The sequence below is a fragment of the Bradyrhizobium sp. Kon58 genome (assembly GCF_055807455.1).
The window spans coordinates 168,282-191,006 of the sequence record NZ_JBVVOT010000001.1 but is presented as its reverse complement, the minus strand read 5'-3'; the positions used below and the strand labels follow the sequence as shown (position 1 = coordinate 191,006).

The window sequence follows — 22,725 nt, the reverse complement described above, 5'->3', positions numbered from 1 at the left end:
TGCTGCACTGCTCGCTGACCGGGACGGGTGATCCTGCTAGCTTCGGGCGCGTTTAACCGGAGGGAGCACCGTGATGGAGTCCTTGATCGAGAATGTGCCGGATGCCGCTTCTGACCGGCATTCTCACCTGGTTCGGCCGCAAGAGATGGAATGGCAGAATACGCGCTTTCCCGGCTGCGAGGCCAAGACGCTGCTGTTCGATCGCAGCAGCGGTCTGATGACCGCGTTGATGCGCTTTGCGCCGGGATCGGTGCTGCCCGATCACGAGCATGTCGGAGTCGAGCAGAGTTATGTCATCGAAGGCGCTCTCGTCGACAACGAGGGACCGGCCAAGGGGATTGCCTGCAGGGCCGGCGAATTCATCTGGCGCGAGGCGGGCAGCCGGCATGCCGCCTGGTGCCCGGAGGGCGCCCTGATCCTGGCGATCTTCCAGGTGCCGAACAAGTTCTTCGAAGCCGACGGCCGCGTCGTCGATGCCGCCGGTCAGGATTGGGACCAGACGTGGGGGCACACCGACGCGCAACGGGCGCGGAGATAGGCGGCTCTTCGCAGCTCAAGTGCCATCATCGATGCTTCTGACGAGCATGGTGACCTGAACGGCGATCAGCCGCCGCATCTCCGTGCCGTTCCTGGCGGTTTCGCGCAGTCCCCGCATGCCGAACACCAGGCATCGTGCCAGCACTTCCGGCTCGTCCGCGATCCCAGCGGCCTTCACCTGATCGCGGATGAGGTCGGCGACCAAAGACTGGAAGTTGTCGTAGACCTTCCGAACTGCCGGGAAACGGAGGTCGAAGAGATCTGCCGAATCGGGGTGCGCCTCTATCAGGTCGAAGCCATGCGATCCCCAGGATTTACAGGCGTGGAGCAGCTTGGCGTGAAGGCCATCGAGCCGCGCGATTGCGGCCCTGATCTCCCGATGCTTCTGCTCGTCCATTCCCTGGATCACCGCCGCGAACACGGCGTCCTTGTCGGAGAAGAGCAAATAGAGCGCCGGCCGCGACATTCCGGCCTTGGCGGCGATGTCGCCCATCGTCGTGCGGGCTTGGCCGTAGCGGGAGAAGACCTCCGTCGCAGCCGCGACGGCACGCTCCTCTTTCGAAATGCTGGAACGAGCCATGAGCCTCACGGGCGTCGGAATTGCACGTCGGTCATATTGACATAATATCAATAATTGTCAATTTGCCGGTAGCGGCATGAAGCCATGAGAGGGTCTGCGACATGAACGATGAAGCGCGACTGAAGACCTGGAACACCTATCAGGCGGCGTGGGGACCCATCGATGAGGACGAGCGGCGTCGGCTGCTCGAGCAAAGCGTGGCCGCGGACTGCGTCTATACCGATCCGGGCTCGCAGGTGGAGGGACGTGACGCCTTGATGGCGCGTATCGGTCAATCTCAGATCAAGTTTCCTGGCGCGCATTTCAGGAATGACAGCTTCCTCGAGCACCATGATCAGGGGCTTTTTCGCTGGACCATGTATGACGGCGCCGGTCGCGTGTTCGTCACGGGCGAGAGTTTCGGCCGCTTCGGCGACGATGGCCGCCTCGTTCAGGCGACCGGCTTCTTCGACGTGCCCGCTGCGAAGGCCTGAACGCCGGCCGGCGCGGCGGTCGATCCTGCCGCTCCCGACATCGCCCTCATACGCCGCGCGCGAGAAGTGCCTTGAAGTCCGCGCGTGCGCGCCGCGCTTCGGCTCGCGCCACGTCGGAGGCGTCGCCGAGGCCGAAATAGCCGTGGATCAGGCCGGGGCCTTCATGGTGCTTTACCGGCACACCGGCGGCTTCCAGCGCCCGTGCATAGGCTACGCCCTCGTCGCGCAGGGGATCGAACCAGGCGGTGGTGACGATCGCGGGCGCGACGCCGGCGAGCGAGGTGGCGCGCAGCGGCGAGACACGCCAGTCGGTGGCATGCGAGGGATCGGCGAGATAATGGCCGCAAAACCACTCCATCACGGCACGTGAAAGAAAGTAGCCCTCGGCATTCTCGGCGCGCGAGGGAAAACGAGCGTTCTCGCGCGCGTCCGCATAACTGCCGAGCACATCAGTCACGGGGTAGACCAGCAGTTGCGCGGCGAGCTTGATGCCGGCGTCACGGCAGGCGATTGCAGTGGTGGCGGCGAGATTGCCGCCGGCGCTGTCGCCGGCAACGCCGAGGCGTTTTGCATCGCCGCCAAATTCCGCGACGCGGCCAAACACGTCGCTGACCGCGGCAAAGGCGTCCTCGAACGCACCGGGAAAGCGCGTTTCGGGCGGGCGGCGATAGTCGACGGAGACGACGACTGCGCCGGTCTCGATCGCAAGGTTGCGGGCCTGCCGGTCGTGGGTCTCGAGGTCGCCCGCGACCCAGCCGCCGCCATGGAAGAACACCACGGTCGGCGCCGGCGTTGTGCCGACCCGGTAGACACGTGCATCGAGCGGTCCGGCGCCGCCTTTCACCTTGATATCCGCGACGATGTCGACGGGTGGCGGCGGTATGGCCGCGCGCGAGGCAGCCAGTGCGCGCAAGGAATCGCGGGCGCTCTGTGGCGTCATCGTGGTGGCATCGCGCATCGGCAACAGCGGAATGATCTGGGCGATGACGGGATCGAGCGGTGCGGCCATGGAATCCTCACACGGTTCTTGGTCTTGCTTGCGGGTTAGCATAGATATGGCGCGCCGCGTCGGCAACCGCTCGCATGTGGCAATGCCGGAGAATGAACGGCAGGGAGGTCTTGAGGTGGAATTCGAAACGCTGGTCCAGTCGCGCCGCAGCGTGCGCGGCTTCAGGAACGAGCCGGTGCCGCGCGCGGTGATCGAGGCGATCATCGACAGCGCCAAGCGTGCGCCGTCGTCGATGAACACCCAGCCCTGGCATGTCCACGTGCTCACAGGCGGTCCGCTGGAACAGCTGCGCCGACGCAACATGGAGGAGATGGTTGCCGGCGCCAAGGTCAAGCGCGACATCGTCAGTCACGGCGAGTACCAGGGCGTGCACCGGACCCGGCAAGTCGATGTTGCCAAGAAACTGTTCGGCGCGATGGGGATCGCGCGCGACGACAAGCCGATGCGCCAGGACTGGGTGCTGCGCGGCTTCCGCCAGTTCGACGCGCCAGTTTCGCTGGTCTTGACCTATGACCGCGTGCTCGATCCCGGCGCGGTCTGCCATTTCGATCTGGGCGCGCTCTGCTACGGTATCGTGCTCGCGGCCTGGGACCGCGGGCTCGGTTCGGTGATCAACGGGCAGGGCATCATGCGCTCCGACATCGTGCGCGAGGTCGCGAACATTCCGGAGGACGAGGTGATCATGACCTGCGTCGCGATGGGCTATCCCGACGACAACTTTGCCGCGAACGCGGTGCGCTCCGATCGCGAGGGCAACGACGATTTCGTGCGTTACGTCGGATTCGCCGAGTAGCGCAGGCAGAGGAGATTATTCTCTCGCGAATTTTTTTTGGTGCGGACCGCTTGGCGGCCTCTTGCAATCTCGATCGCGCGGGAGGAACAATGTGGGGACTGAAAGGTTTGATGCTGGCGCGAGGGAATTGACATGCGGCGGCTCGCTAGCCTGGTTCGACGGTTCTTCGGCCCGCGAGTGCGGCGTCCGATCGATGATGATCCAAGTCTTCCTTTCACCCCCGAAGAGTTCGGCCGGATGATCCGCAGCGGCCGGCACGAGGACATGAAGCTGCTGGCCGAAGGGCTCGCCTGCCGAACTGTTCCGCGCCGCACCAGACATCGCGCCGCGCACTAGACTGGGGTCGAGACGGGTTGCTGCGCTCACCTCGTGAGAGCGACCTGCCTGAACGCGGTCAGCAGTGCTTTCTCCAACTTTCCGCTCATCCCGCATAGGATGTCATAGGCTTCGCCGCGTGGCAGCGTCGGCTTGTAGTGCCGATACTCGATCAGGGCAGCGAAGATGTCCGAGATCGTGAGAATCCGCACGATGTCGCCAATACTCTCGGCCCCGAGCGCATCCGGATAGCCGCTGCCGTCGAGAAATTCGTGATGATGCCGCACCGCATCGAGGATCTCTGGCGAGATATTGTCGTGGTCTTTCAGGAAATCGTAACCCGCCATCGGGTGAGTCTCGATCATGGCACGTTCGGCCGGATCGAGACGGCCGGGCTTGTCGAGGATGGCGAGCGGGATCCGGGCCTTGCCGACGTCGTGGAACATGGCCGCCGAATACAGCCGCTCGAGATCGGCCCGGCCCACACCGAGACTCAGCCCGAAGTCGATTGCAACGCCGGTCACGAGCAGGCAGTGCTGGTAGGTTCCCTCGTGGTGGCGCCGCACCGTGGTGAGCCACTCGGACAAGCCATGCTGGGTGATGCGATCAGCGATCTTGCGGCCGGCTTCCTTCGTGCCGTCGACATCGATGGGCTCGCCGAGCGTAACGGCCGTGAACATCGACGCGATCGCCGTCGCCGCCGCCTCAACGGCATTGTCCGGCTGCGTCGAGTGACCTGAGGAAGCAGACGCCTCTTCGGCAGGATCAACCAGCGCTGCCAGCAGCTTGATCTTGTCGATCGTCCCGGGAAGGACGAGTGTGGCCCCGAGCGCGTAGGCCTGCGAGATACTCATGTGAGAGGCGTGCTCGACCAGGAAGATGCGCTTCGTTGCCTTTGCGAGCTTTGCGGCTCGTTTCTTGATGGCCGCAATGGTGTGGACGTCACGCAATTCCGCACGGATGACGATCGCGAACGGCATCTGGGACAGCTTGGCTTCCGCGTCGAGCCGTTCGCCTGCGACGGCAAACCGTTGCTCGAGAATTGAACAGACGCTCGACAGTTTGTCCGAGGAATCAGCCAGCACATGCACGAATGGGCGTGCCGATTCCTTCTCTCGGATGCCGCCGTCGCCTTTGACGGGGCGGGATATCATTCGCGCGTTCTGCACGGTTGACCTGAATCATGCTGGAGTTGGATGGGGCTGATGAATCCTTGGGCCTATTTGCTCTGAGCGGCAGCCTGCACGGCGACTGCCGCTTTCTTCTTGCCGTCTGCGGTGACGAAGTGCACGCCGGCCGTGGTGCCGTCGATCCAGACCAGTTCGCAGCGCCGGTAGGCGAGCCCCGTCGAGGACAGCAGCAGGAAGAATTCCTTGGCTTGGAGCACGTCGAGTGTACCCTCGACCGCGATCTTTGCACCGCTTTGCGATACGTCGAGCAAAACGCAACTGCGCCGCCACGTGCCGTCCGAGCCCATCAGATTGACGGGCTGCTTGTGGTCCATTTTCACGCGAAACGCTTTACGGCCGTCGAACTTCATCGGCTCACCCCCATCTTCGCGCCGTGATTTCCCGGGTCGCCCGTGCTGGCGTTTGCTGCTATTTGCCCCCATCGCACTGTCCATTGGCTGGTGGACAGAAGCAGCGTCTCGAAGATCCGTTGCGCGCGCTCGCGCTCAGAATAGGAGAGCCTTTTTCCGCTGCGGTTGCTCAGGATGGTAAGGGTGGTCTGCCAGTTCAGCCGCGACGCCCGGCACGCCATGACCAGCCCCTCGCAATCGTCATCGCTCACGACATGCTCGATGATTTCGAGCGGCGCCCCTGAAAGCACCGACAGTGCCGTGAACAGATTGGCCGTCTCGCCGCGGATCGCAAAACGGTTCACTGTGGAATCGTTGAGCTTGCCGATGCGGTTGAGGGCGACGATCTCCGGCCTCGCGCTTGCATAGTCGGCCCGGCAAGGCCGCTTTGGCGGAGTCGGCTCCGCTTCCGGCACCAGCGCCGCAGCGGGCGGGTTGGGCGTCGCCGGTGCCTGCCGGGCTGGTGGGACGGAGAGCAGCTTGCGCACGACCAAATCGGGTGTGCCGGGCCGGAGCACCAGCGCCTTCGCGATCTCGCCGTCCTGGTCGGCCTTGGCAATCAGCGCTGCATAGGCTGCGTCCGAGAATTTCGTTCCCGGGTTCCTGATCAGGTCAAGGCAGGTCGGGCCGCCGTGCTTGATCAGCGCCTCGGTCACGGTCGGCGCGATGTCGCTGCGCGCGGCGATCGCGCGTCGATGCCACTCGCCACGGGAGTCAATGACAGCCTCGAGATCGGCCGCGGAAAGTGCACGCGACTTGAGCAACACAGGACCCGCCACGTCCGGATTATCGTGCGAGGCGAGACGCCACAATGTTTCGGGAGGCGCGATGTCGAGCTCGGCGAGTGCCATGCTGAGCTGAACCAGTGCGCTGGTCTCGACCCGTTCCGTCAAGCGTAGCAGAACTCCGTCGGCCACGTTGGTGAGCATTGCCTGGCACTGGCCGCGGCTGCCAGTGAGCAACTGCACCATGCCGGAGAGAATGCGTGCGCAACGCTCCGCGGGGCACGTTGCGACCGTCTCTTCCAATTCAGCGAGAATATCAGCAGGCGAATTTGCCATCATGGCAGGGGCCTGACTCAAAATTGATTTTGAATATCGAACAGCGCTTATTCGGCCCGACAGACGTTAATTTGAAATGTTGCATTCGATTGTTCGGGTATTGCTGCACCGCTGGCAGCCAGGAAAACGCTATCGAAAATTGGCGACATTTGATGCGCCGGCTTGTCCTTGGACTTCGACCCTCGCCAACTGGTCAGCATAGTCGAAGTGATTCTTTCAGACTTAAGGGACACCGGAGCGGGGAAGTCGGGCCGGCATCGTCGCCGGACGCGCGTGTGTTGCGAGGCGAAGTTTCACATTGCCATGAACAGAACTGATGATCCGCCGACGCTGGCGCCAAAGATATTTCGCTTCACCGACGTCGATGAATTTCGAAATGCCATACGAGGCCTCGACTTCGAGTTCACGCCTTTCGTACGGAGGATTTCGGCCGAGCAGATTATTCTGTCGCTGCCCGGCTGCGACGTGAATTTGACGCGGGCATTTCCGCGAGTCGTCGACGCACAGCTCGTCGAGAATTGTACCGCGATCGGTTTCACGATGGACGATTTGGACGTGCCGGTTCGATTCAACGGCACGAGGCGCGCACGACCCGTTATCGTCATCGGCAACGGCGGCGCGGCTTACACCATCATCGAGGAGGTGCAGCGGCAAATCGCCTCGGTGGTGTTCAGGCCGGAGGTGACGGATCGCGGCTGGCCACAAGCAACCCTCTGCTTCAACATCTTCGAAGCGACCGCTGCGGGCTTGAGCCGGCTCCGCGGTGTGGTTCGGGAAGTCTTGGCAGCCGCGTCGGAGCCCGTCGACGCGCCCGACGTGCCGCTGAAGGCGGCCGCCATGAAGGAGAGCCTGCTGGGGGCTGTGGACGCAATCTTCCAAAGTATCGTTCCCGCGCGATGGACCCTGCGCCCCAATGACGAGCGCAACTTCAAGGTCTTTCAGGACATCCGCGCGCTGCTTTCCGACGACCTCTCGCAGCCCATCTACAGCGACGAGATCGCGCGCAAACTCGGCTTGTCCGTTCGCACCATGCACGACGTCGTCCGCCGCTATCGCGGAATGAGCCTGCACCGCTACTTGCGCCTGCGGCGGCTGTGGCTGGTGCGTCAGCGGCTGCTCGCCGGCGCCGACAGCGTCAAGGCCGTCGCGCTGGCGTTCGGCTTCTGGCATCTCGGCGACTTCTCCAGAAGCTATCGCGACCAGTTCGGCGAGACACCGTCGCGAACGCTTGAATGCGGACGGCGAACATAGCGCGTCAAAACGTTGAGGCCGGCCTGCTAATCCGTGCTATACTACCGGTCATGAGCAATCGCATCCTCGTCCTCTACGGTTCCTACCGTTCCGACCGCATGGGCATTCGCCTTGCGAATTTCGTCATCGATCGCCTGCGCGCCCGCGGCGACGACGTCGTGTTCATCGACGCCAAGGCGATCGGCCTGCCGATGCTCGATCGCATGTACAAGGAGTATCCCAAGGGCGCCGCACCCGAGGCGCTGGAGAAGCTGGCCGGAGAGATCCGCGGCGCCGATGGCTTCGTCTTCATCACCGGCGAATACAATTGGGGCATTCAACCGGGCCTGAAAAATCTCACTGACCACTTCCTCGAGGAGTGGTTCTGGCGTCCGGCCGCGATCGTGAGCTATTCGGCCGGCCGCCTGTCCGGCGCGCGTGCCTCGACCGCCTGGCATGGCACGTTGTCGGAGATGGGCATGGTGGTGGTGTCGAGCACCATCGGCGTCGGTCCGATCGCACAGACACTGTCGGAGGCGGGCGAACCGATCGGCGAGGGCGGCAAGGCGCTGGAACGCTCGTTCCCGCGTTTCGCCGACGATCTCGCATGGTGGATCGAGGCGGCCAAGGCGCAGCGGGCGCGCAAGGCGCCGCCTTACTGACGGTCCCGTAGCCCGGATGGAGCGCAGCGCAATCCGGGACAGTGCATCCGTAGCGATAGGATTCCCGGATTACGCTTTCGCTCCATCCGGGCTACGAAGCTGCGCGTTTGCCGCGCTTACGCCGCCCTGACCTCGCCGAGGAAGCGGTCGAACTGTCCGGCGAGATCGCGCGACTGGGTCGAGAGCTGTTCGGCTGCCCCCAGCACCTCTCTTGCGGCCGTGCCGGTATCGTCGGCGGCGCGCTGCACGCCTGATATGTTTGTGTTGACCTCCTGGGTGCCGCGCGCGGCCTCCTGGACGCTGCGGGCGATCTCCTTGGTCGCCGAGCCCTGCTCCTCGATCGCGGCCGCGATTGCGGTGCCGATCTGGTCGATCTCGCCGATCACGTCAGCGACGTTGCGGATCGCGGTGACGGTCTCGTCGCTCGCCGCCTGGATCGCCGAAATTTGCTCGGAGATTTCGGTGGTGGCCTTGGCGGTCTGGCCGGCCAGCGATTTCACCTCGGCAGCAACCACCGCAAAGCCGCGGCCGGCGTCGCCGGCGCGGGCGGCCTCGATGGTCGCGTTGAGCGCCAGCAAATTGGTCTGCTCGGCGATGCTCTGGATCAGCGTGACGACGTCGCCGATCTTCTGCGCGCCCTCGGCCAACGCTCGGGCGGTGTCGCCGGTGCGGCGGGCGTTGTCGACGGCGCGGGCCGCGATCTCGGTGGATTGGGCCACCTGACGGCCGATCTCTGAGATCGAGGAGGTCAGCTCTTCGGTGGCGCTCGCGACGGTCTGTACGTTGCTCGATGTCTGCTGTGAGGCAGCGGCGACGACCGCGGCCTGGCTGTTGGTCTGGGCCGCCGTCGAGGTCATCGACTGCGCCGTGCTCTCCATGGTGGATGACGCGCGGGACAGGCCGCCGACGAGCTCGGTGACCTTGGTTTCGAACGCGCGGGTGATCCCGTCGAGCGCCTGTGCGCGGCGCATCTTACCGTCGTTCTCGGCCTGCTTCTCCGCCGCAAGGCTGTCGGCGCGGATCATGTTGTCCTTGAAGACCCGGACGGCCGCGGCCATGGCGCCGATTTCGTCGGAACGCTCGGCACCGGGAATCTCTTCCGCAACCTCGCCGTCGGCAAGCCGCGACATCCGCGTCGTCAGATTGACGATCGGGGCGCAGACGCGGCGGCGGACCGTGACGATGAGGCCGGCGCTGGCGATCAGCACCGCGAGAAGGCCCGCGAGTGCGATGGTGAAGCTGGTGTGGGCCGCAGTGGAGGCACCGGCGAGAATCTGCTCGGCGTTGTCGTAGAAGGCGTCGCGGACCTCGATGATGGTGCTGAGGCCGCGCTGCGTGGCGGTGTAATAGGTGTCCATGTCGTGTTCGTACTTGCCGCTGACCGCACCCTCCTTCACCAGCTTGAGCTCGCGGCCGAACTCTTCGATGTAGATCGCGTTGAATTTCTCCAGTGCGGCGGCGATGTTCGCCGGCGTTGCGGGATTGCCGCGCAGCTCCAGCAGCGACATCACGATCTGGTCGTTGCGGCCCTGCGAGCGGCTGATCTCGGCCTTCTCGGCATCGGTCGCCGGTTTCTTGCCGCCGACGAGATTCTTGTGCAGGCTGGAGTTGAAGCCGCCGACGTCGCGCAACGTCATCGCGATGTTGGCGTAGCTGGCCTGCCGGTAGGCATCGCCGTTGAGGATCGCCATGCGGCGGACCTGCTCGTTGAGCAGCGCAGTCACGCTGGCGTTGAGCACGGCATTTTCGGCGACGATCTTCTTGGCGGCGTCCTTGCGCGCCTCCGGCGGGCCGGACATCGCCTTGTCGATAGCCTCGCGCAGCGCGGTGAACTTCGAATTGATGGCGTCGATGTTGCCGCCGGTGGTGTTGCCGTCGTCGAACGGGCCCGGCAGGTCCTTGCGCAACGCGTTCATCGTGTCGCGGGCGGCATCGGTCTGCTTGCGCAGCTTGCCCTGCTCGGCAAGCAGCGCCGGGTCGACGGCGGGAGGGCCATAGAGAATGTTGGTGGAAAAGCCGCGCTCGGGATTGAGGTAGCGCGGGATGTCGCTGACGGCGCGAACGATCGCGAGGCGCCCCTGGGCTTCGGTGATCCGCTCCATCGTCTGGTATTTCGTTACGGCGACGTAGACGGCGAGGCCGCCGCCCACGGTCGAGAGCGAGACGATGGCGGTGGTCAGGAGCGTACCGATTTTCATGAGTGTGTCCGGCAACTGGCGCGGGAAATTATTGCACGGACAATAGGCAGGCGATGTTAATCCCGGGTTTACGCTGGTGGCCGCCGGCAGCCGCGGTCACCGGGCCTTGCGGTCGAGGGCGGCGAGCATATCGAGCGTTGCCTGATCGCGCTCGCCCGAAAAGTACCGGGCGAGCGCCTCGTCGAAAACGGGCTCGTCGGACACCGCTTCGAACAGCGTCATCGACGAGCGGAATTTGGCGTCATCGGGCGCGCCGAGGATGGCGTTGATGGCCCGGCCCTCGACAGCGAGCACGAGCCTCGTGCATTCGATCAGGCGCGGACCGAGGATGGGGTGGGCGAGATAGGCCTTGGCCTCGGCGCGCGAGGCGATGGCGTAGCGCTGCGACATGGCGCTGGAGCCGAGGCCGGCGACCTGCGGGAAGACGAACCACATCCAGTGGCTCTGCTTTCGGCCCCGGGTCAGCTCCCCCCGAACGTCGCCATAAACCGGGTCCTGGGCCTGGACAAAGCGTTTGAGATCGAACGGATCGGTCATAAGATACCTTAGGATACCCTGGAATGGCTTGCCGGAGCCTTGCCAGACCCCTGCCGGCCGCGATTATGCCTAACTTTTGGCTCCCAATGTGGTAGCTGGTATAGAATCTCCGGGTGGGGGTGGGTCCCCCCGGGGATCGATTTTGGGGAGCTGATGGTTTCCGACCGGGCACAAGCCGAGAGGCTATTGTCGCGCCGCCGTATTGGGCGAGCCGAGACGATATTGCTGTCTCTGGCCGCTGTCGCGCTGGCGCTGGGCGCCGCCGCCTGGGTCGCGGATATCGGCGGTTCGGCCTCGCTGGTCACCGCCGCGCTGCCGCCGGCCAATGCGCCTTCATTCGATGATCGTTTCGCTTCCGCTTCCAGCAGTCCGCCCGCCCGCGAGCTCGGCTTGCGGACGCTGGAGCGCTCCGCGGTGAGTGCAGTCCAGCTCAAATTGCGCGACGCCAAGGCGATGCTCGCCCAGAAGCTCCAGGGCGACGACTGGCGCTCGACCCTGACCGACGACGACCGGCACATGTCCGAGGAGACGAGACAATCGCAGCGTGCCGACGCCATCCCGATGCCGCGCTCGCGCCCGCCCCAGGCCGACATCTCCGCCCAGATCGCCTCCAGCCAGGCTTATGCCGAGACCAATCCCAGGATCGACAACCGCAACTTCTTCGAAAAATTCACCGACAAGATCAAGCTGGCCTCGCTGACGCCCGACAGCGGCCTGTTCGGCAAGGCGCCGGATCTCGCCGCGCTCGGGTACGATTCGCGGACGGCGGTCTACGACATCTCGGCCAAGGCGCTTTACCTGCCGAGCGGCCTCGCGCTGGAAGCGCATTCCGGCATGGGCGCGCTGATGGACGATCCGGAGCACGTCGACCAGCGGATGGTCGGCGCGACCCCGCCCGCGACCTACGACCTGAAGCCGCGCGAAAAACTGTTTCACGGCGTCCGCGCACTGCGCTTGACGCCTACCGAAGGCACCAGCGCGCTCGGCCGCGTCGGTCTGCTCACCCACAATTACATGCTCGGGCCCCGTGGCGACTCCAACGGCTGCGTGTCGATCAAGGACTATGATCGGTTCATGAAGGCCTACGACAACGGTGAGTTCAACCGTCTGGTCGTGGTGCCCAGGCTGACCCCATCGGCGACCGCCTCGCAGCGCGCGAGCACCGAGTCCTGATATCTGCTCCTGATATTTGCCTGCCGCGGCGGGGCTGCCGTTTTCCCTTCGTTAAGCCGTCATCGTCCAGAAGCAGCCCATGAGTGATCCGCAAAGTGAGTGATCCGCAAAATTCCGAGACCCCGCTGCGCACGACGTTCAAGATCAAGCTGAACGGCGACACGCTGGCGATCGCGACCGTCGGCCAGGCCTATCAATTCCTCACCAACTTCAAATCGGTCGAGTGGATGGAATTCCGCTCGCTGCACGAAGACGCGGTCGCGGCGCTCGAAGGCGCCGCCGAGAACGCCATGCTCGTCGTGCAGGCGACCAACGCCGTGCGCGCGCTGTTTGTGAGCGCAAAGCTGCTCTGAGAGCGACACGGCAGATATTTGGGAAGAGTCCCGGATTGCGCTGCGCTCCATCCGGGCTACCGCTCACGACTTGAACTCCGCTATAGGAACGGCAATAGCTTCGCGAAGATCGCGCTCAAGCCGATACGTTGAAACATAGTTCAGGGAGAGACCCATCATGAAACGCCGTACATTCCTCAAGGGCGGCGCGGTTGCCGGTGCGACGACGCTGGTTGCCGCACCCGCGATCGCGCAGAGCGCGCCCGAGATCAGATGGCGCCTGACCTCGAGCTTCCCGAAGTCGCTGGACACCATCTACGGCACCGCGCAAACGTTTGCGAAATATGTTGCCGAGGCCAGCGACAACAAATTCCAGATCCAGACCTTTGCGGCCGGCGAGCTCGTCCCCGGCCTGCAGGCGCTCGATGCGGTCAGCACAGCCTCTGTCGATATGGCGCAGACGCCGCTCTATTTCTACATCGGCAAGGAGCCGGCGCTGGCCTACGCGACCGGCGCGCCGTTCGGCATGAACCATCGCCATCAGGAGTCATGGTGGCATTTCGGCGGCGGCGCCGACCTCACCAACGAGGCGCTGAAGCCGTTCAAGGCGCATGCCATTCTCTGCGGCAATTCCGGCACCCAGATGGGCGGCTGGTTCCGCAAGGAGATCAAGACCGTCGACGATCTCAAGGGTCTCAAATTCCGCATCGCCGGCATGGGCGGCCATGTGCTGGCGCGGCTCGGAGTGGTCCCGCAACAGATCGCGGGCGGCGACATCTATCCGGCGCTGGAGAAGGGCACGATCGACGCGGTCGAATTCGTCGGTCCCTATGACGACGAAAAGCTCGGTTTCCAGAAGGTCGCCAAATACTATTACTTCCCGGGCTGGTGGGAAGGCGGCGCCATGCTGCACATGATCGTCAACGACGAGAAGTGGGCGTCGCTGCCCAAGCAGTACCAGGCGATCGTGAACCAGGCCGCCTCGGCGGCGGGCGCCTGGATGCTCGAGAAATACGACAGCGTCAATCCGGCGGCGCTGAAGCGGCTGATCGCCAATGGCGCGGAGCTGAAGGCGTTTCCGCAGCCGGTTCTGGAGGCCTGCTATGCCGCGACCCAGGAGCATCTGAACGAGCTCGCCACCAAGAGCGACCTGTTCAAGCGCACCAAGGAAAGCCACGACGCCTATATGAAAGAGCTGCTGTTCTACACGCAGATCGCGGAGAATTTCTACGACAATTATCTGCTCGGCAAGATGCGCAAGGGCTGATCTCAGGCCACCGCGACGGGCGGCCGGATTGCTTTGCGCCCACCTCCGGCCGCCCGTCGTTGCGTCAGACTTATGACGATGCATTCCTGCAACATGCCGCCGAAAACCGATGGTGGGATGATGCCGTCCATGCTTCTTCAACCTAACGGTTGATGTGGGATTTTGGCCGTTCCTCCAGACCTTGTTGAAGCAGGGAATGGAGTCGAAAATGACCTTACTGAACAGCATTGGCGGAACCGCTGGCAGGAGCAAGCTTCGCCCGATCGCGTCCTGCCTGGCTATCCTCCTTGCGACCACATTCCTCCACGCCGGTTCCGCGCTGGCCGCCGACTACGCGGCCGGCGGCGGCGTCATCAACGGGCCATCCGGCGAGGCGACGGCGGTAGGCCAGACGGCGACGACGGAGGGCACGTTCGCCACCGCCTATGGCGCCTTGTCCACTGCAACCGGCGAAACCGCGCTTGCCGTGGGCACCGTGTCCAAGGCGATCGGCGATAATGCAACCGCGATCGGCATCGGCACCGCTGCAACCGGAATATCGGCGAGCGCCTTCGGTGACAACGCCACCGCAACTGGCACCGGCGCCACGGCGACTGGTACGCACTCCAGCGCCATTGGTGCGAACGCCGCGGCGTTCGGCGGCAACGCCTTCGCAAGCGGGGCAACCGCCACGGCGACGGGCGCCCACAGTAGCGCGTTTGGCACCGCAGCGACCGCAACGGGCGAGGGCAGCAACGCCCTCGGCAACAACACAACCGCGACGGGCGCCGGCAGCCTGGCCAACGGCGACTTTGCGACGGCGACAGGCCAGAACAGCAACGCCAGCGGCCAGTTCGCGACCGCGACCGGCACCAACAGCAAGGCGAATGGCGCCGCTGCCACGGCCTATGGTCAAGGCAGCACCGCGACCGGCAGCAACGCCGTGGCCATCGGTGAAACCAGCACCGCCACAGGCAATTTCGCGACCGCGCTCGGCAACAACAGCAATGCCATTGGCAACGTTACGGTGGCGGTAGGTGCTTTCAGCTCCGCCAACGGCGAGGGGACCGTCGCGGTCGGAAATTCGAGCAATGCAGGTGCGACCAACGCCACCGCGCTCGGCGCTTCGGCCGTGGCCGTCACCGGCGGCACCGCACTCGGCAACAGTTCACGGGCGGACGGCACCAATTCGCTGGCGCTCGGTATGAATGCGACCGCATCGGGAGCCAATTCCGTCGCGATCGGCGCAGGCTCGACCGCAACGCTGGCCAATACCGTGTCGTTCGGTACGTCTGGCAACGAGCGGCGCCTGACCAATGTCGCCGCCGGCGTCGCGCCGACCGACGCGGTCAACATGAGCCAGCTCACCGGCATCACTGCCGGATTTCAGTCGCAGATTGGTTCGCTCCAGGCGCAGATCGGCAACAATCTGACCGAGGCGCGACGCGGCATCGCCGCCGCGGTTGCAGCCGCCAGCGCGCCGATGCCGTCCGCGCCGGGCAAGACCACCTGGCAGGTGCGCGGCTCGGCGTTTCACGGCGAAGGCGGTTTCGGTGCTGGTTTCGCACATCGCCTCAACACCACCATGCCCCTCACGGTCGTGGGCGGCTATGGCAACGGCGGCGGCACCGAGCACACCGCCTATGTCGGCGTCGGCGGGGAGTTTTGAGCGTTCACCTCACGCCGAGCCGAGACCCAGCTTGGCATAGATGCGCCGCGCATAGGCACCGAACGCGTCCGTCGTCTTCAGCGGCAGATCCCGCGGGAAGGGCAGGTCGATCGGGAAATAATCGGCCATCTTTGCCGGACCGACCGTCAGCACGGCGCAGTGCGAGGACAGGAATACGGCTTCCTGGATCGAATGCGTGATGAAGATGATGGTCTTGCCGCTCTCGCGCCAGATCCGCAGCATCTCCAGATTCATCTGCTCGCGCGTCAAGGCGTCGAGCGCGCCGAACGGCTCGTCCATCAGGATCAGTTTCGGGTCGTGAATGAAGGCGCGCGCAATGGCGGTGCGCTGCTGCATGCCGCCGGAGAGCTCTCGCGGATATTTCTGCTCGTAGCCGGCAAGGCCCACCAGATTGAGCAGATCGCGTGCCCGCTCGCGCGCGGCCTTCATGGGAAGACCGACGATCTCCGCCGGCAGCAGCACGTTGTCCAGGATGGTGCGCCATTTCAACAGCAGCGCCTGCTGGAACACCATGCCGATGTCGCGGGTCGGATCGAACGGGCTTTTGGCATTGCCGATCTTCACCGTGCCGCCGTCGGCGTCGTGCAGGCCGGCCAAGATCTTCATCACCGTGGTCTTGCCGCAGCCGGACGGCCCGACCAGCGAGACCAGCTCACCCTCCTGCACGTCCATGGTGACGTCGGACACCGCCAGGAATTCGGCGCCGCCGCTGCGATAGACCTTGCGGACGCCTTGCAGGCTGATGAAGGGGTTTGAGCTCATGCCAGCCATTTGTTCAAGTTTGCGGCCACGAAGGCGTCGTCGCTGAGATCTGAATGCTCGCGGTACACGCGGTCGATCTCGTCCTTCTGGCCGGGGCTGAGGCCCTCGTTCGGATCGAGGCACCACAGACCCTGCATCAGGCCCTGCCGTCGCAGCACCTCATGACAGCCGGCGATGCAGCCGTGAAAATCGTTGGCGACGTCGAAGAAGGCGCTGTTGCAATCGGTGACGCGGGCATCGAGCGCGAGCAAATCGGCCGGGACGCTGTCCCTGTGCCGTGCCGCCTTGCAGCGCTCGAATTGCTTGATCGCGCTCGCCGTCCACACCGACCAATGGCCGAGCAGACCCCCCTTGAAGTAGGTCCGCGTGGTGACGCCCTTGTCGCGGAGGTCGAACGGCAGCATCAAATCGAGCAGGATGTGGTCGTCATTGCCGGTATAGAGCGCAACGCGGTCGAGCGCGCCGGCTGCCGCGACGCCGCGCAGAACATCAAGGGTCCTGTAGCGGTTGAACGGCGCGATCTTGATCGCGATGACATTGTCGATCGAGGCAAAGCGCTGCCAGAACCGGCTCGACAGGACAACGCCGCCGACTGCCGGCTGAAGATAGAAGCCGACCAGCGGAATTTCGGCTGCGACCGCTGCGCAATGCGCGATGATCTCGTCCTCCGACGCGCTCTTCATCGCAGCGAGACTGAGGAGCCCTGCGTGATAGCCGATGTCGCGCGCGGTGCGGGCTTCAGCGGTGGCCTGCCTGGTCGGACCGGCGAGGCCCGCGACCAGCGCCAGCGGACGCTTGGTCCAGTCCGCCGCCGTCTCGGCGGCGAGCTCGAGCACGGGACGATAGAGGCCGACATCGCGGATCGCAAACTGCGTGGTGTGCACACCGACCGCGAGGCCGCCCGAGCCGGCGTCGATGTAATAGCGCGTCAGAGCGCGCTGATGCTGTTTGTCGAGCTGGCGTTCGGCGGTGAGCGCGAGGGGATGCGCCGGCAGCACGGTGCCGTCGGCGATCAGATTGCGGATCTCGCTGTTGATCTGGCTGTGGTGCATGATGTCCTATCCGAATTCAGGGCCGGCAACGGCGAATGGCATGTCCTCACCCGTGGCTATGGCGGGGCCGAACCGCATGCGCTGGAACGGCCGTTCGATGCTCCAGCCCGATGCGGTCAATCCTTCAGGGAACGCGGCGTGCGACGCGACGGCGTCGAGCAGCAGCGGCCCGGTCTCCGATCGCGCGATGGCATCGACCAGGGCCAGCGCGGCTGCCGTGTCGTCGGCAAACAGCGGACCGATATGGCGCGCGGTGCGTCCGTCGCGAACCAGCGCGATGGCGCCGTTCGCGGAAACGATGCGTGAGCCGGGACGCTGAGCGAAGTTGGAGAGCAGGGCGGTTCGATCGAGGCCCGTAGCGCGCCGGTCACGCGCGCGGAGCGCGTCGAGCGTCGCGGATGAAGGTGGCTGCGCGGACGCGAACGCGGATTTCACCAGCTTGAGGCGGCGCAATTGCAGCGTCGGCGTGAACCCGAGCGGTCCATAGACGGCAGCACCGTCGGGTGTTGCGTCGAGCCAGCTCGTCAGGCCGTTCCTGCGGGCAGTTTCGAGGCAGGCATCGACGAGGCGCGTTGCCAGGCCGCGACGGCGATGGGTGCCTGATACCAGCACCATGCTGATCCAGGCGTTTTTGCTGGAGTAGGGCAGCAGGGCCGCGGTTGCCACCAGCCGTCTGCCGTCGCGAATGCCGAATACGATTCCATCGTGCAGGAAGATGCGCCAGTCCTCCTCGGTCTGGTTCCAGTGTGCTTCCGTCGACAGCACGAGCCCGGCGATCGCATCGTCGGCGCCGAGCTTGATGATGGCCGGATCGTCAGTAGCGTCCATCGCGCACCTCGTATTTGGTGGGCTTGCCGAGGCTCGGCATGGCGCGGGACACCCAATCCGCGGTCCAGGCGATCAGCTGCTCGGTGTCCACGACCGGCAGGCCGAACAGCTCGACGGCCTTGGACGTGTCGGTCAGCCACGCCGTCGGCTGTTCGTTTCCTGTCAGCACCGGCGCGCGGCCGAACCTCGCGCCGAATCTCGCTGCGAGGTCGCGCACCGCCAAAATCTCGTGGCCGCTGACATTGATCGGCGAGGTCGGCGCCGTGCAATGCGCGAGGCAGCGCAGCGCCTGGGACGAGGCATCGCCCTGCCAGATGAAATTGACATGACCGATGCTGACGTCGATCGGCGTGCCCGTGAGCACCTTCGATGCGATGTCGTGGAGCACGCCATAGCGCATGTCGATCGCGTAATTGAGGCGGAACAGCCGCCCGGGCGTTCCGAACTTGCGCGAAAAATACTCGAACATGCGCTCGCGGCCGACGCAGGACTGGGCGTACTCGCCGGGCGGGTTCGGCGCCATGTCCTCGCCCGAGCCTTTGCCGTCAACGGGGACGAAAGGATAGATGCAGCCGGTTGAGAACGCCACGATCCGCGATGACGGGAAGGCCTGCGCGACCAGTGCCGGCACGTGCGCATTCATCGCCCAGGTCAGCGAGAGGTCGCCCTCCGCGCCGAATTTGCGGCCAGCCATGAAGACGATGTTGGGCGCCTTCGGCAGCGCCTGAATGGCCACCTCGTCCATCAAATCGCAGTTGACGGTCTCGACGCCACGCGCGTGCAGCCAGTCCTTGACGCTGGCGTCGCTGAAGCGGGCGACGCCGATGACGCGGCGATCGGGCGCTGCGGCTTTGGCGAGCCCCGCCAGCGTCGGCCCCATCTTGCCGGCGACGCCGAGGATCATGATGTCGCCGTCAACCCTGGCGAGGTCGTCGATCAATGCCTGCGTCGGCCGGCACAGGAGATCGTCGAGCGCAGCGATATCAGGGATGGTCTTCGGCAGTGTCTGGCGGGTCAGGAGCATGGTTGTGGTCCCTGGTCTTGGCTTTGACGTTTCAAGTCGGTGTTGCGTCACCGACGACGAACATGCGTTCGAGGGCGAGGACGAAGCCGTAAAGCGCGACACCGAGCAGTGTCAGCAGCACGACGGCCATCACCATCGCGGGCGTGTCGAGCGACGACTGCACCTGGATCATGAGGTAGCCGAGCCCGCGCTCGGAGGCGATGAACTCGCCGACGACGGCGCCGGCCACCGCGAGGATGGCGCCGACCTTCATGCCGGAGAATATGTAAGGCAGCGATCCCGGCAGCTGGATCTTGCGGAACAGCGTCCAGCGCGAGCCGCGCAGCGATTTGACCAGATCGAGCAGATCCGGCTCGACCTCGCGCAAGCCACGCGCGGTGGTGAGCAGGATCGGAAAGAAACAGATGCTGAAGGCGATCAGGATGTTCGGCACGATGCCGTAGGAGAACCAGACGATGAGGAGCGGGCCGAGCGCGACCTTCGGAATCATGTTCAGCGTCACGAACAGCGGCAGCAGTACGAGGCTGATCAGCGGCGCCCAGCTGAAGATCACGGCCAGCGCCACGCCGACGAATGCGCCGAGCGCAAAGCCGCCAAGGATCTCGATCGCCGTCACCAGCGTATTGGCGCCCCAGGCGTAGCTCGCGGTTCCCAGCGTCTGGATTGTCGCGAGCGGCGAGGGCAGGATGAACTTCGGCACGTGGAAGGCATCGACCAGGACCTGCCAGAGCACGAGCACGGCGAGGTGCACGATCAGGACGATCGCAAAGCTGCGCGTGTTGCGGGCGCCGTCTCCTGTCACCGGTTGCTCCCTGTTGCCAGCGGCCACCTTGCCGCCTGGTCTCAAGCCTAACCGTCCTTGAGGGAAGTTTCAACCAGTTGGTTGATTACGGGCGGAGCGAATGCAGCACGAGATCGGCGACGTGCCGGCGGCGGGCGCGGCGCGCGGCCCGGCTCGACAGGTCCTTGCCGAAGATCGCCGACAGCGTCGGCGTGTTCGAGAGATAGAAATAGCTGAGGCCCGCGATGGAGATATAGAGCTGGATCGGGTCGATCCCCTTGCGGAACATGCCGGCGCGGACGCCCTCGTGAAGGATGTGGGACACGCTCTTCACCAGCGGCGAATGCATCGCCTCCAGCCGCGTCGAGCCACGGACGTGGCGGGCGCCCCCGCGGTTCTCGTCGTTCAGAAGCACGATGAAATCGGGGTTTGCCGCCAAGTAATCGAACGAGGCCTCGATCAGCTTCCGGATCGCCTTTTCAGGCGGCAGGCCTTCGAGATTGAGCTGGCGCTCCTGTTCGCGGATATCGGCGTAAACCCATTCGAGCACGGCAAGATAGAGCGCGTCCTTGTCGCCGAAATAGTGATAGACGAGCTGCTTGTTGACGCCGGCGCGCTCCGCGATCTCGTCGACGCGTGCACCGGCAAAGCCGTGCCGGGCGAACTCCTCGCGCGCCGCGGTGAGCAGCTTCTTGCGGGTGGCGACCGGGTCGCGCCGCTGCGGCACGGTGTCGCCTGAACGTTTTGCGGGCATTTCCAACCAAACAGTTGACAAGTTGAGGGCGGCCTTGTTGCATTGGTATCCTCACAGGGGGAGAGCGACAAGCCGGTCGCGGGCAACGAGGAGAGATGCGATGAAGCGTTTGCAGGCGGCGGGCTCGGCCCTGGCTGTGGCCCTGATGCTCGGATCACCAGTCGTGCCCGCGACCGCGGGCGAGGCGGTCAACCTGATCCTGAACTGGGCACCGACGGCCGATCACTCGCCTTATTATTACGCCAAGGCGCAAGGCTGGTACGAGAAGGCGGGCATCGATCTGACCATCGAGGTCGGCAAGGGCTCCGGCGTCTCCGCCGCAAAGGTCGGCTCCGGCGGCTCGCCCTTCGGCGTCGCCGATCTCGCCACCATGCTGGTGGCGAAGAGCAAGGGCGCCGACGCTGTTGCCGTGATGAGCGTCTACGCCAACACCGGCCAGACCTTCTACTGGCTGAAGAGCTACGGCGTGAACGGGGTGAAGGATTTTGCCGGCCACAAGATCGGCAATCCGCCCGGGGACGCCTCGCGCGTGATGTGGCCGGCCTTCGCCAAGGCTGCAGGGCTTGCGCCCGACTCCGTCGGCTTCGTCAATGTCGGGCCGACGGCGAAGATCGCCGCGCTGAAGAGCCATACCGTCGACATCATCAGCGACTTCTACAACGAGCACGATTTGAAGGTGATCGAGTTCGGGCCCGATCTCGGCTACGTCAATTGGAAGGACATTGGGCTCAATCCTTACGGCAATTCGCTGATCGTCAACGGCGGCTATCTGCAGAAGAACCCGAAGCTGGTCGAGGAGTTCGTGCGGGTCACGCAAAAGGCGTTTGCGACTTGCGTCGCCGACGCCGCGCCCTGCCTGAAGGCGCTGCTCGACCAGGTCTCCGGTCTCGACAAGGAGAACCAGGAGCGCCAGTGGGAGCGCATCAAGTTCCTGATGACGGACGAATTCACGACGACGAAGGCGCTCGGCTGGATCGACGGCGAGCGCATGAAGAAGGACTACGAGCTGGTCCAGACCTATCTCGGCATGGAGAAGCCATTCGACGTCACGACGGCGTTCACGACCAAGATGCTCGACCCCGCGATCAAAATGGATGCGAGCAAGGTGAAGAAGTAGGGGGCTTCCTTATCGTCGTCCTGGCGAAAGCCAGGACCCATTACCCCAGGGCGCGATTTGGCGAAGACTCGTGGTTCGGTACTCCCACCGTCCGCATCGATGGATTCCGCGGTATGGGTCCTGGCTTTCGCCAGGACGACGCTGGAGATCGGGGCGGCTGCCCGTCGCCGAGAGCCACGGCCCGACGCCCACCACTCCACGTAACCCCACGGAGAAATTAACCGGCCATTAACCATATCGGCGGCATCGTTAACCATTCAATAACAGGGAACGAGTCGGCCGCTATGGAGGCTGCAGTAAAACCTCAACGCCAAATGGTGCGCCTGCGCGGGCGCTCCTATGTGGCCTTCGTGTTCGTGCCGACGGTTCCCATCCAGGACTGGCTGCAGGAGATCGATACCACCATCGCGCGCTCCCCGGGCTTCTTCGCCGGCCGCCCCGTGGTGATCGACCTGTCCTCGGTCGATCTCAGCCAGTCCGGCATCGGCCATCTGCTCACCAGCCTTCAGGACCGCAACATCCGCGTGCTCGGGATCGAGGGCGTGGAGGAGGCGCGGCTGACCCCCGTGATGCCGCCGCTGCTGTCGGGCGGGCGCAGCTGCGTGGTCGAGCCGAGTGCGCCCAAGAAGGTTGAGGCCAAGGTCGAGACCAAGCCGACATCGCTGCTGCTCGAAAGCCCCGTGCGCTCCGGCCAGACCGTGATCTTCCCCGAAGGCGACGTCACCATTTTGGGTTCTGTCGGCTCCGGCGCCGAGGTCGTTGCCGGCGGCTCCATTCACATCTACGGCGCGCTGCGCGGCCGTGCCATGGCGGGCGTGAACGGTCACACGAGCGCACGCATCTATTGTCAGAAGATCGAGGCCGAACTGCTTGCAATCGATGGTTTTTACCAGACCGCCGACGATATCGACGCGGCCCTGCGCGGCAAGCCGGCCCAGGCCTGGCTGCAGGGCAACACCATGCGAATTACCGCGCTGAACTGACCAGAAGGA

25 protein-coding genes are annotated in these 22,725 nt (G+C 64.6%); 12 read left to right on the top strand and 13 right to left on the bottom strand.

Features of this window, described 5'->3' with window-relative positions; translation table 11 throughout:
• The first annotated feature begins 73 nt into the window (after positions 1-73).
• Positions 74-538, top strand: coding sequence for a cupin domain-containing protein (locus AC0L20_RS00980; protein ID WP_473287077.1), 465 nt, complete (start codon positions 74-76; stop codon positions 536-538).
• Positions 539-553: 15 nt separating this feature from the next.
• Here the strand turns inward: AC0L20_RS00980 and AC0L20_RS00975 are convergent, their stop codons facing one another.
• Positions 554-1,117: a TetR/AcrR family transcriptional regulator gene (locus AC0L20_RS00975; protein WP_473287076.1), complete on the bottom strand. Its 564-nt coding sequence runs from the start codon at positions 1,115-1,117 to the stop codon at positions 554-556.
• A 101-nt stretch (positions 1,118-1,218) separates the two neighbouring features.
• On the opposite strand from AC0L20_RS00975, the gene AC0L20_RS00970 reads away from it, so the two are divergent.
• Entirely contained in the window at positions 1,219-1,590 is a 372-nt protein-coding gene (locus AC0L20_RS00970; RefSeq protein ID WP_473287075.1) for a nuclear transport factor 2 family protein, read from the top strand.
• Positions 1,591-1,636: 46 nt separating this feature from the next.
• Here AC0L20_RS00970 and AC0L20_RS00965 read toward each other — a convergent pair whose 3' ends face one another.
• A complete protein-coding gene (locus tag AC0L20_RS00965) occupies positions 1,637-2,599 on the bottom strand; it encodes an alpha/beta hydrolase (RefSeq protein ID WP_473287074.1) in 963 nt (320 codons plus the stop codon).
• Between the two features lie 115 nt (positions 2,600-2,714).
• On the opposite strand from AC0L20_RS00965, the gene AC0L20_RS00960 reads away from it, so the two are divergent.
• Both AC0L20_RS00960 and AC0L20_RS00955 read left to right on the top strand, forming a co-directional pair.
• Positions 2,715-3,392: a nitroreductase gene (locus tag AC0L20_RS00960; RefSeq protein WP_027517616.1), complete on the top strand. Its 678-nt coding sequence runs from the start codon at positions 2,715-2,717 to the stop codon at positions 3,390-3,392.
• A 132-nt stretch (positions 3,393-3,524) separates the two neighbouring features.
• A complete protein-coding gene (locus AC0L20_RS00955; protein ID WP_007591770.1) occupies positions 3,525-3,728 on the top strand; it encodes a hypothetical protein in 204 nt (67 codons plus the stop codon).
• A 26-nt stretch (positions 3,729-3,754) separates the two neighbouring features.
• Here the strand turns inward: AC0L20_RS00955 and AC0L20_RS00950 are convergent, their stop codons facing one another.
• From AC0L20_RS00950 to AC0L20_RS00940, 3 genes are read right to left on the bottom strand one after another with little or no spacing between them, the layout of a single operon-like run.
• Positions 3,755-4,876, bottom strand: a complete 1,122-nt coding sequence (locus AC0L20_RS00950; RefSeq protein WP_473287073.1) for an HD-GYP domain-containing protein — start codon at positions 4,874-4,876, stop codon at positions 3,755-3,757.
• Between the two features lie 50 nt (positions 4,877-4,926).
• Positions 4,927-5,247 carry a PilZ domain-containing protein gene (locus tag AC0L20_RS00945; RefSeq protein ID WP_473287072.1) on the bottom strand — a complete coding sequence of 107 codons (321 nt, stop codon included), beginning with the start codon at positions 5,245-5,247 and terminating at the stop codon, positions 4,927-4,929.
• Positions 5,244-6,350, bottom strand: a complete 1,107-nt coding sequence (locus tag AC0L20_RS00940; RefSeq protein ID WP_473287071.1) for a DUF2336 domain-containing protein — start codon at positions 6,348-6,350, stop codon at positions 5,244-5,246. The genes AC0L20_RS00945 and AC0L20_RS00940 overlap by 4 nt, the downstream gene beginning before the upstream one ends.
• Before the next feature lie 300 nt (positions 6,351-6,650).
• Between AC0L20_RS00940 and AC0L20_RS00935 the strand changes: the two genes are divergently transcribed.
• Positions 6,651-7,598, top strand: coding sequence for an AraC family transcriptional regulator (locus AC0L20_RS00935; protein ID WP_473287070.1), 948 nt, complete (start codon positions 6,651-6,653; stop codon positions 7,596-7,598).
• A gap of 50 nt (positions 7,599-7,648) precedes the next feature.
• Complete coding sequence (locus tag AC0L20_RS00930) at positions 7,649-8,239, top strand: NADPH-dependent FMN reductase (RefSeq protein ID WP_473287069.1); 591 nt, start codon at positions 7,649-7,651, stop codon at positions 8,237-8,239.
• A 116-nt stretch (positions 8,240-8,355) separates the two neighbouring features.
• Here the strand turns inward: AC0L20_RS00930 and AC0L20_RS00925 are convergent, their stop codons facing one another.
• Together AC0L20_RS00925 and AC0L20_RS00920 are read right to left on the bottom strand one after the other, a co-directional pair.
• Complete coding sequence (locus AC0L20_RS00925; RefSeq protein WP_473287068.1) at positions 8,356-10,437, bottom strand: methyl-accepting chemotaxis protein; 2,082 nt, start codon at positions 10,435-10,437, stop codon at positions 8,356-8,358.
• A gap of 96 nt (positions 10,438-10,533) precedes the next feature.
• Entirely contained in the window at positions 10,534-10,974 is a 441-nt protein-coding gene (locus AC0L20_RS00920; protein WP_473287067.1) for a DUF1810 domain-containing protein, read from the bottom strand.
• A gap of 222 nt (positions 10,975-11,196) precedes the next feature.
• On the opposite strand from AC0L20_RS00920, the gene AC0L20_RS00915 reads away from it, so the two are divergent.
• The 4 genes from AC0L20_RS00915 (at position 11,197) to AC0L20_RS00900 (ending at position 15,394) form a co-directional block, all read left to right on the top strand.
• Entirely contained in the window at positions 11,197-12,147 is a 951-nt protein-coding gene (locus tag AC0L20_RS00915) for a DUF2778 domain-containing protein (protein WP_456764583.1), read from the top strand.
• A 95-nt stretch (positions 12,148-12,242) separates the two neighbouring features.
• Positions 12,243-12,500: a hypothetical protein gene (locus AC0L20_RS00910; protein ID WP_275171839.1), complete on the top strand. Its 258-nt coding sequence runs from the start codon at positions 12,243-12,245 to the stop codon at positions 12,498-12,500.
• Between the two features lie 157 nt (positions 12,501-12,657).
• The gene (locus tag AC0L20_RS00905; RefSeq protein ID WP_473287066.1) at positions 12,658-13,746 is read left to right on the top strand and encodes a TRAP transporter substrate-binding protein; all 1,089 of its coding nucleotides are present in this window, start codon (positions 12,658-12,660) and stop codon (positions 13,744-13,746) included.
• A 208-nt stretch (positions 13,747-13,954) separates the two neighbouring features.
• Complete coding sequence (locus tag AC0L20_RS00900) at positions 13,955-15,394, top strand: YadA family autotransporter adhesin (RefSeq protein ID WP_473287065.1); 1,440 nt, start codon at positions 13,955-13,957, stop codon at positions 15,392-15,394.
• A gap of 9 nt (positions 15,395-15,403) precedes the next feature.
• On the opposite strand, the gene AC0L20_RS00895 is transcribed toward AC0L20_RS00900, so the two are convergent.
• The 6 genes from AC0L20_RS00895 to AC0L20_RS00870 all read right to left on the bottom strand — a co-directional run bounded on the left by AC0L20_RS00895 (position 15,404) and on the right by AC0L20_RS00870 (position 20,616).
• Complete coding sequence (locus tag AC0L20_RS00895) at positions 15,404-16,186, bottom strand: ABC transporter ATP-binding protein (RefSeq protein WP_473287064.1); 783 nt, start codon at positions 16,184-16,186, stop codon at positions 15,404-15,406.
• Positions 16,174-17,229: a dihydrodipicolinate synthase family protein gene (locus AC0L20_RS00890; protein WP_473287063.1), complete on the bottom strand. Its 1,056-nt coding sequence runs from the start codon at positions 17,227-17,229 to the stop codon at positions 16,174-16,176. The genes AC0L20_RS00895 and AC0L20_RS00890 overlap by 13 nt, the downstream gene beginning before the upstream one ends.
• Positions 17,230-17,235: 6 nt before the next feature.
• Positions 17,236-18,057 carry a GNAT family N-acetyltransferase gene (locus AC0L20_RS00885; RefSeq protein WP_473287062.1) on the bottom strand — a complete coding sequence of 274 codons (822 nt, stop codon included), beginning with the start codon at positions 18,055-18,057 and terminating at the stop codon, positions 17,236-17,238.
• On the bottom strand, positions 18,044-19,081 hold the full coding sequence (locus AC0L20_RS00880; protein WP_473287061.1) for an NAD-dependent epimerase/dehydratase family protein: 1,038 nt from the start codon (positions 19,079-19,081) through the stop codon (positions 18,044-18,046). The genes AC0L20_RS00885 and AC0L20_RS00880 overlap by 14 nt, the downstream gene beginning before the upstream one ends.
• Before the next feature lie 31 nt (positions 19,082-19,112).
• Positions 19,113-19,883: an ABC transporter permease gene (locus tag AC0L20_RS00875; RefSeq protein WP_473287060.1), complete on the bottom strand. Its 771-nt coding sequence runs from the start codon at positions 19,881-19,883 to the stop codon at positions 19,113-19,115.
• An 85-nt stretch (positions 19,884-19,968) separates the two neighbouring features.
• Positions 19,969-20,616 carry a TetR/AcrR family transcriptional regulator gene (locus AC0L20_RS00870; protein WP_007609554.1) on the bottom strand — a complete coding sequence of 216 codons (648 nt, stop codon included), beginning with the start codon at positions 20,614-20,616 and terminating at the stop codon, positions 19,969-19,971.
• A gap of 100 nt (positions 20,617-20,716) precedes the next feature.
• Between AC0L20_RS00870 and AC0L20_RS00865 the strand changes: the two genes are divergently transcribed.
• On the top strand, positions 20,717-21,733 hold the full coding sequence (locus AC0L20_RS00865) for an ABC transporter substrate-binding protein (RefSeq protein WP_473287059.1): 1,017 nt from the start codon (positions 20,717-20,719) through the stop codon (positions 21,731-21,733).
• A gap of 284 nt (positions 21,734-22,017) precedes the next feature.
• Positions 22,018-22,716, top strand: coding sequence for a septum site-determining protein MinC (gene minC, locus AC0L20_RS00860; protein ID WP_473287058.1), 699 nt, complete (start codon positions 22,018-22,020; stop codon positions 22,714-22,716).
• Positions 22,717-22,725 lie beyond the last annotated feature (9 nt).

Bases quoted from the DNA above. Each gene is read 5' to 3' on its own strand.
- AC0L20_RS00930 (WP_473287069.1), top strand. From the start codon at position 7,649: ATGAGCAATCGCATCCTCGTCCTCTACGGTTCCTACCGTTCCGACCGC.
- AC0L20_RS00895 (WP_473287064.1), bottom strand. From the start codon at position 16,186: ATGGCTGGCATGAGCTCAAACCCCTTCATCAGCCTGCAAGGCGTCCGC.
- AC0L20_RS00980 (WP_473287077.1), top strand. From the start codon at position 74: ATGGAGTCCTTGATCGAGAATGTGCCGGATGCCGCTTCTGACCGGCAT.
- AC0L20_RS00920 (WP_473287067.1), bottom strand. From the start codon at position 10,974: ATGACCGATCCGTTCGATCTCAAACGCTTTGTCCAGGCCCAGGACCCG.
- AC0L20_RS00880 (WP_473287061.1), bottom strand. From the start codon at position 19,081: ATGCTCCTGACCCGCCAGACACTGCCGAAGACCATCCCTGATATCGCT.
- AC0L20_RS00955 (WP_007591770.1), top strand. From the start codon at position 3,525: ATGCGGCGGCTCGCTAGCCTGGTTCGACGGTTCTTCGGCCCGCGAGTG.
- AC0L20_RS00885 (WP_473287062.1), bottom strand. From the start codon at position 18,057: ATGGACGCTACTGACGATCCGGCCATCATCAAGCTCGGCGCCGACGAT.
- AC0L20_RS00905 (WP_473287066.1), top strand. From the start codon at position 12,658: ATGAAACGCCGTACATTCCTCAAGGGCGGCGCGGTTGCCGGTGCGACG.
- minC (WP_473287058.1), top strand. From the start codon at position 22,018: ATGGAGGCTGCAGTAAAACCTCAACGCCAAATGGTGCGCCTGCGCGGG.
- AC0L20_RS00890 (WP_473287063.1), bottom strand. From the start codon at position 17,229: ATGCACCACAGCCAGATCAACAGCGAGATCCGCAATCTGATCGCCGAC.
- AC0L20_RS00900 (WP_473287065.1), top strand. From the start codon at position 13,955: ATGACCTTACTGAACAGCATTGGCGGAACCGCTGGCAGGAGCAAGCTT.
- AC0L20_RS00975 (WP_473287076.1), bottom strand. From the start codon at position 1,117: ATGGCTCGTTCCAGCATTTCGAAAGAGGAGCGTGCCGTCGCGGCTGCG.
- AC0L20_RS00935 (WP_473287070.1), top strand. From the start codon at position 6,651: ATGAACAGAACTGATGATCCGCCGACGCTGGCGCCAAAGATATTTCGC.
- AC0L20_RS00945 (WP_473287072.1), bottom strand. From the start codon at position 5,247: ATGAAGTTCGACGGCCGTAAAGCGTTTCGCGTGAAAATGGACCACAAG.
- AC0L20_RS00940 (WP_473287071.1), bottom strand. From the start codon at position 6,350: ATGATGGCAAATTCGCCTGCTGATATTCTCGCTGAATTGGAAGAGACG.
- AC0L20_RS00925 (WP_473287068.1), bottom strand. From the start codon at position 10,437: ATGAAAATCGGTACGCTCCTGACCACCGCCATCGTCTCGCTCTCGACC.
- AC0L20_RS00870 (WP_007609554.1), bottom strand. From the start codon at position 20,616: ATGCCCGCAAAACGTTCAGGCGACACCGTGCCGCAGCGGCGCGACCCG.
- AC0L20_RS00965 (WP_473287074.1), bottom strand. From the start codon at position 2,599: ATGGCCGCACCGCTCGATCCCGTCATCGCCCAGATCATTCCGCTGTTG.
- AC0L20_RS00865 (WP_473287059.1), top strand. From the start codon at position 20,717: ATGAAGCGTTTGCAGGCGGCGGGCTCGGCCCTGGCTGTGGCCCTGATG.
- AC0L20_RS00970 (WP_473287075.1), top strand. From the start codon at position 1,219: ATGAACGATGAAGCGCGACTGAAGACCTGGAACACCTATCAGGCGGCG.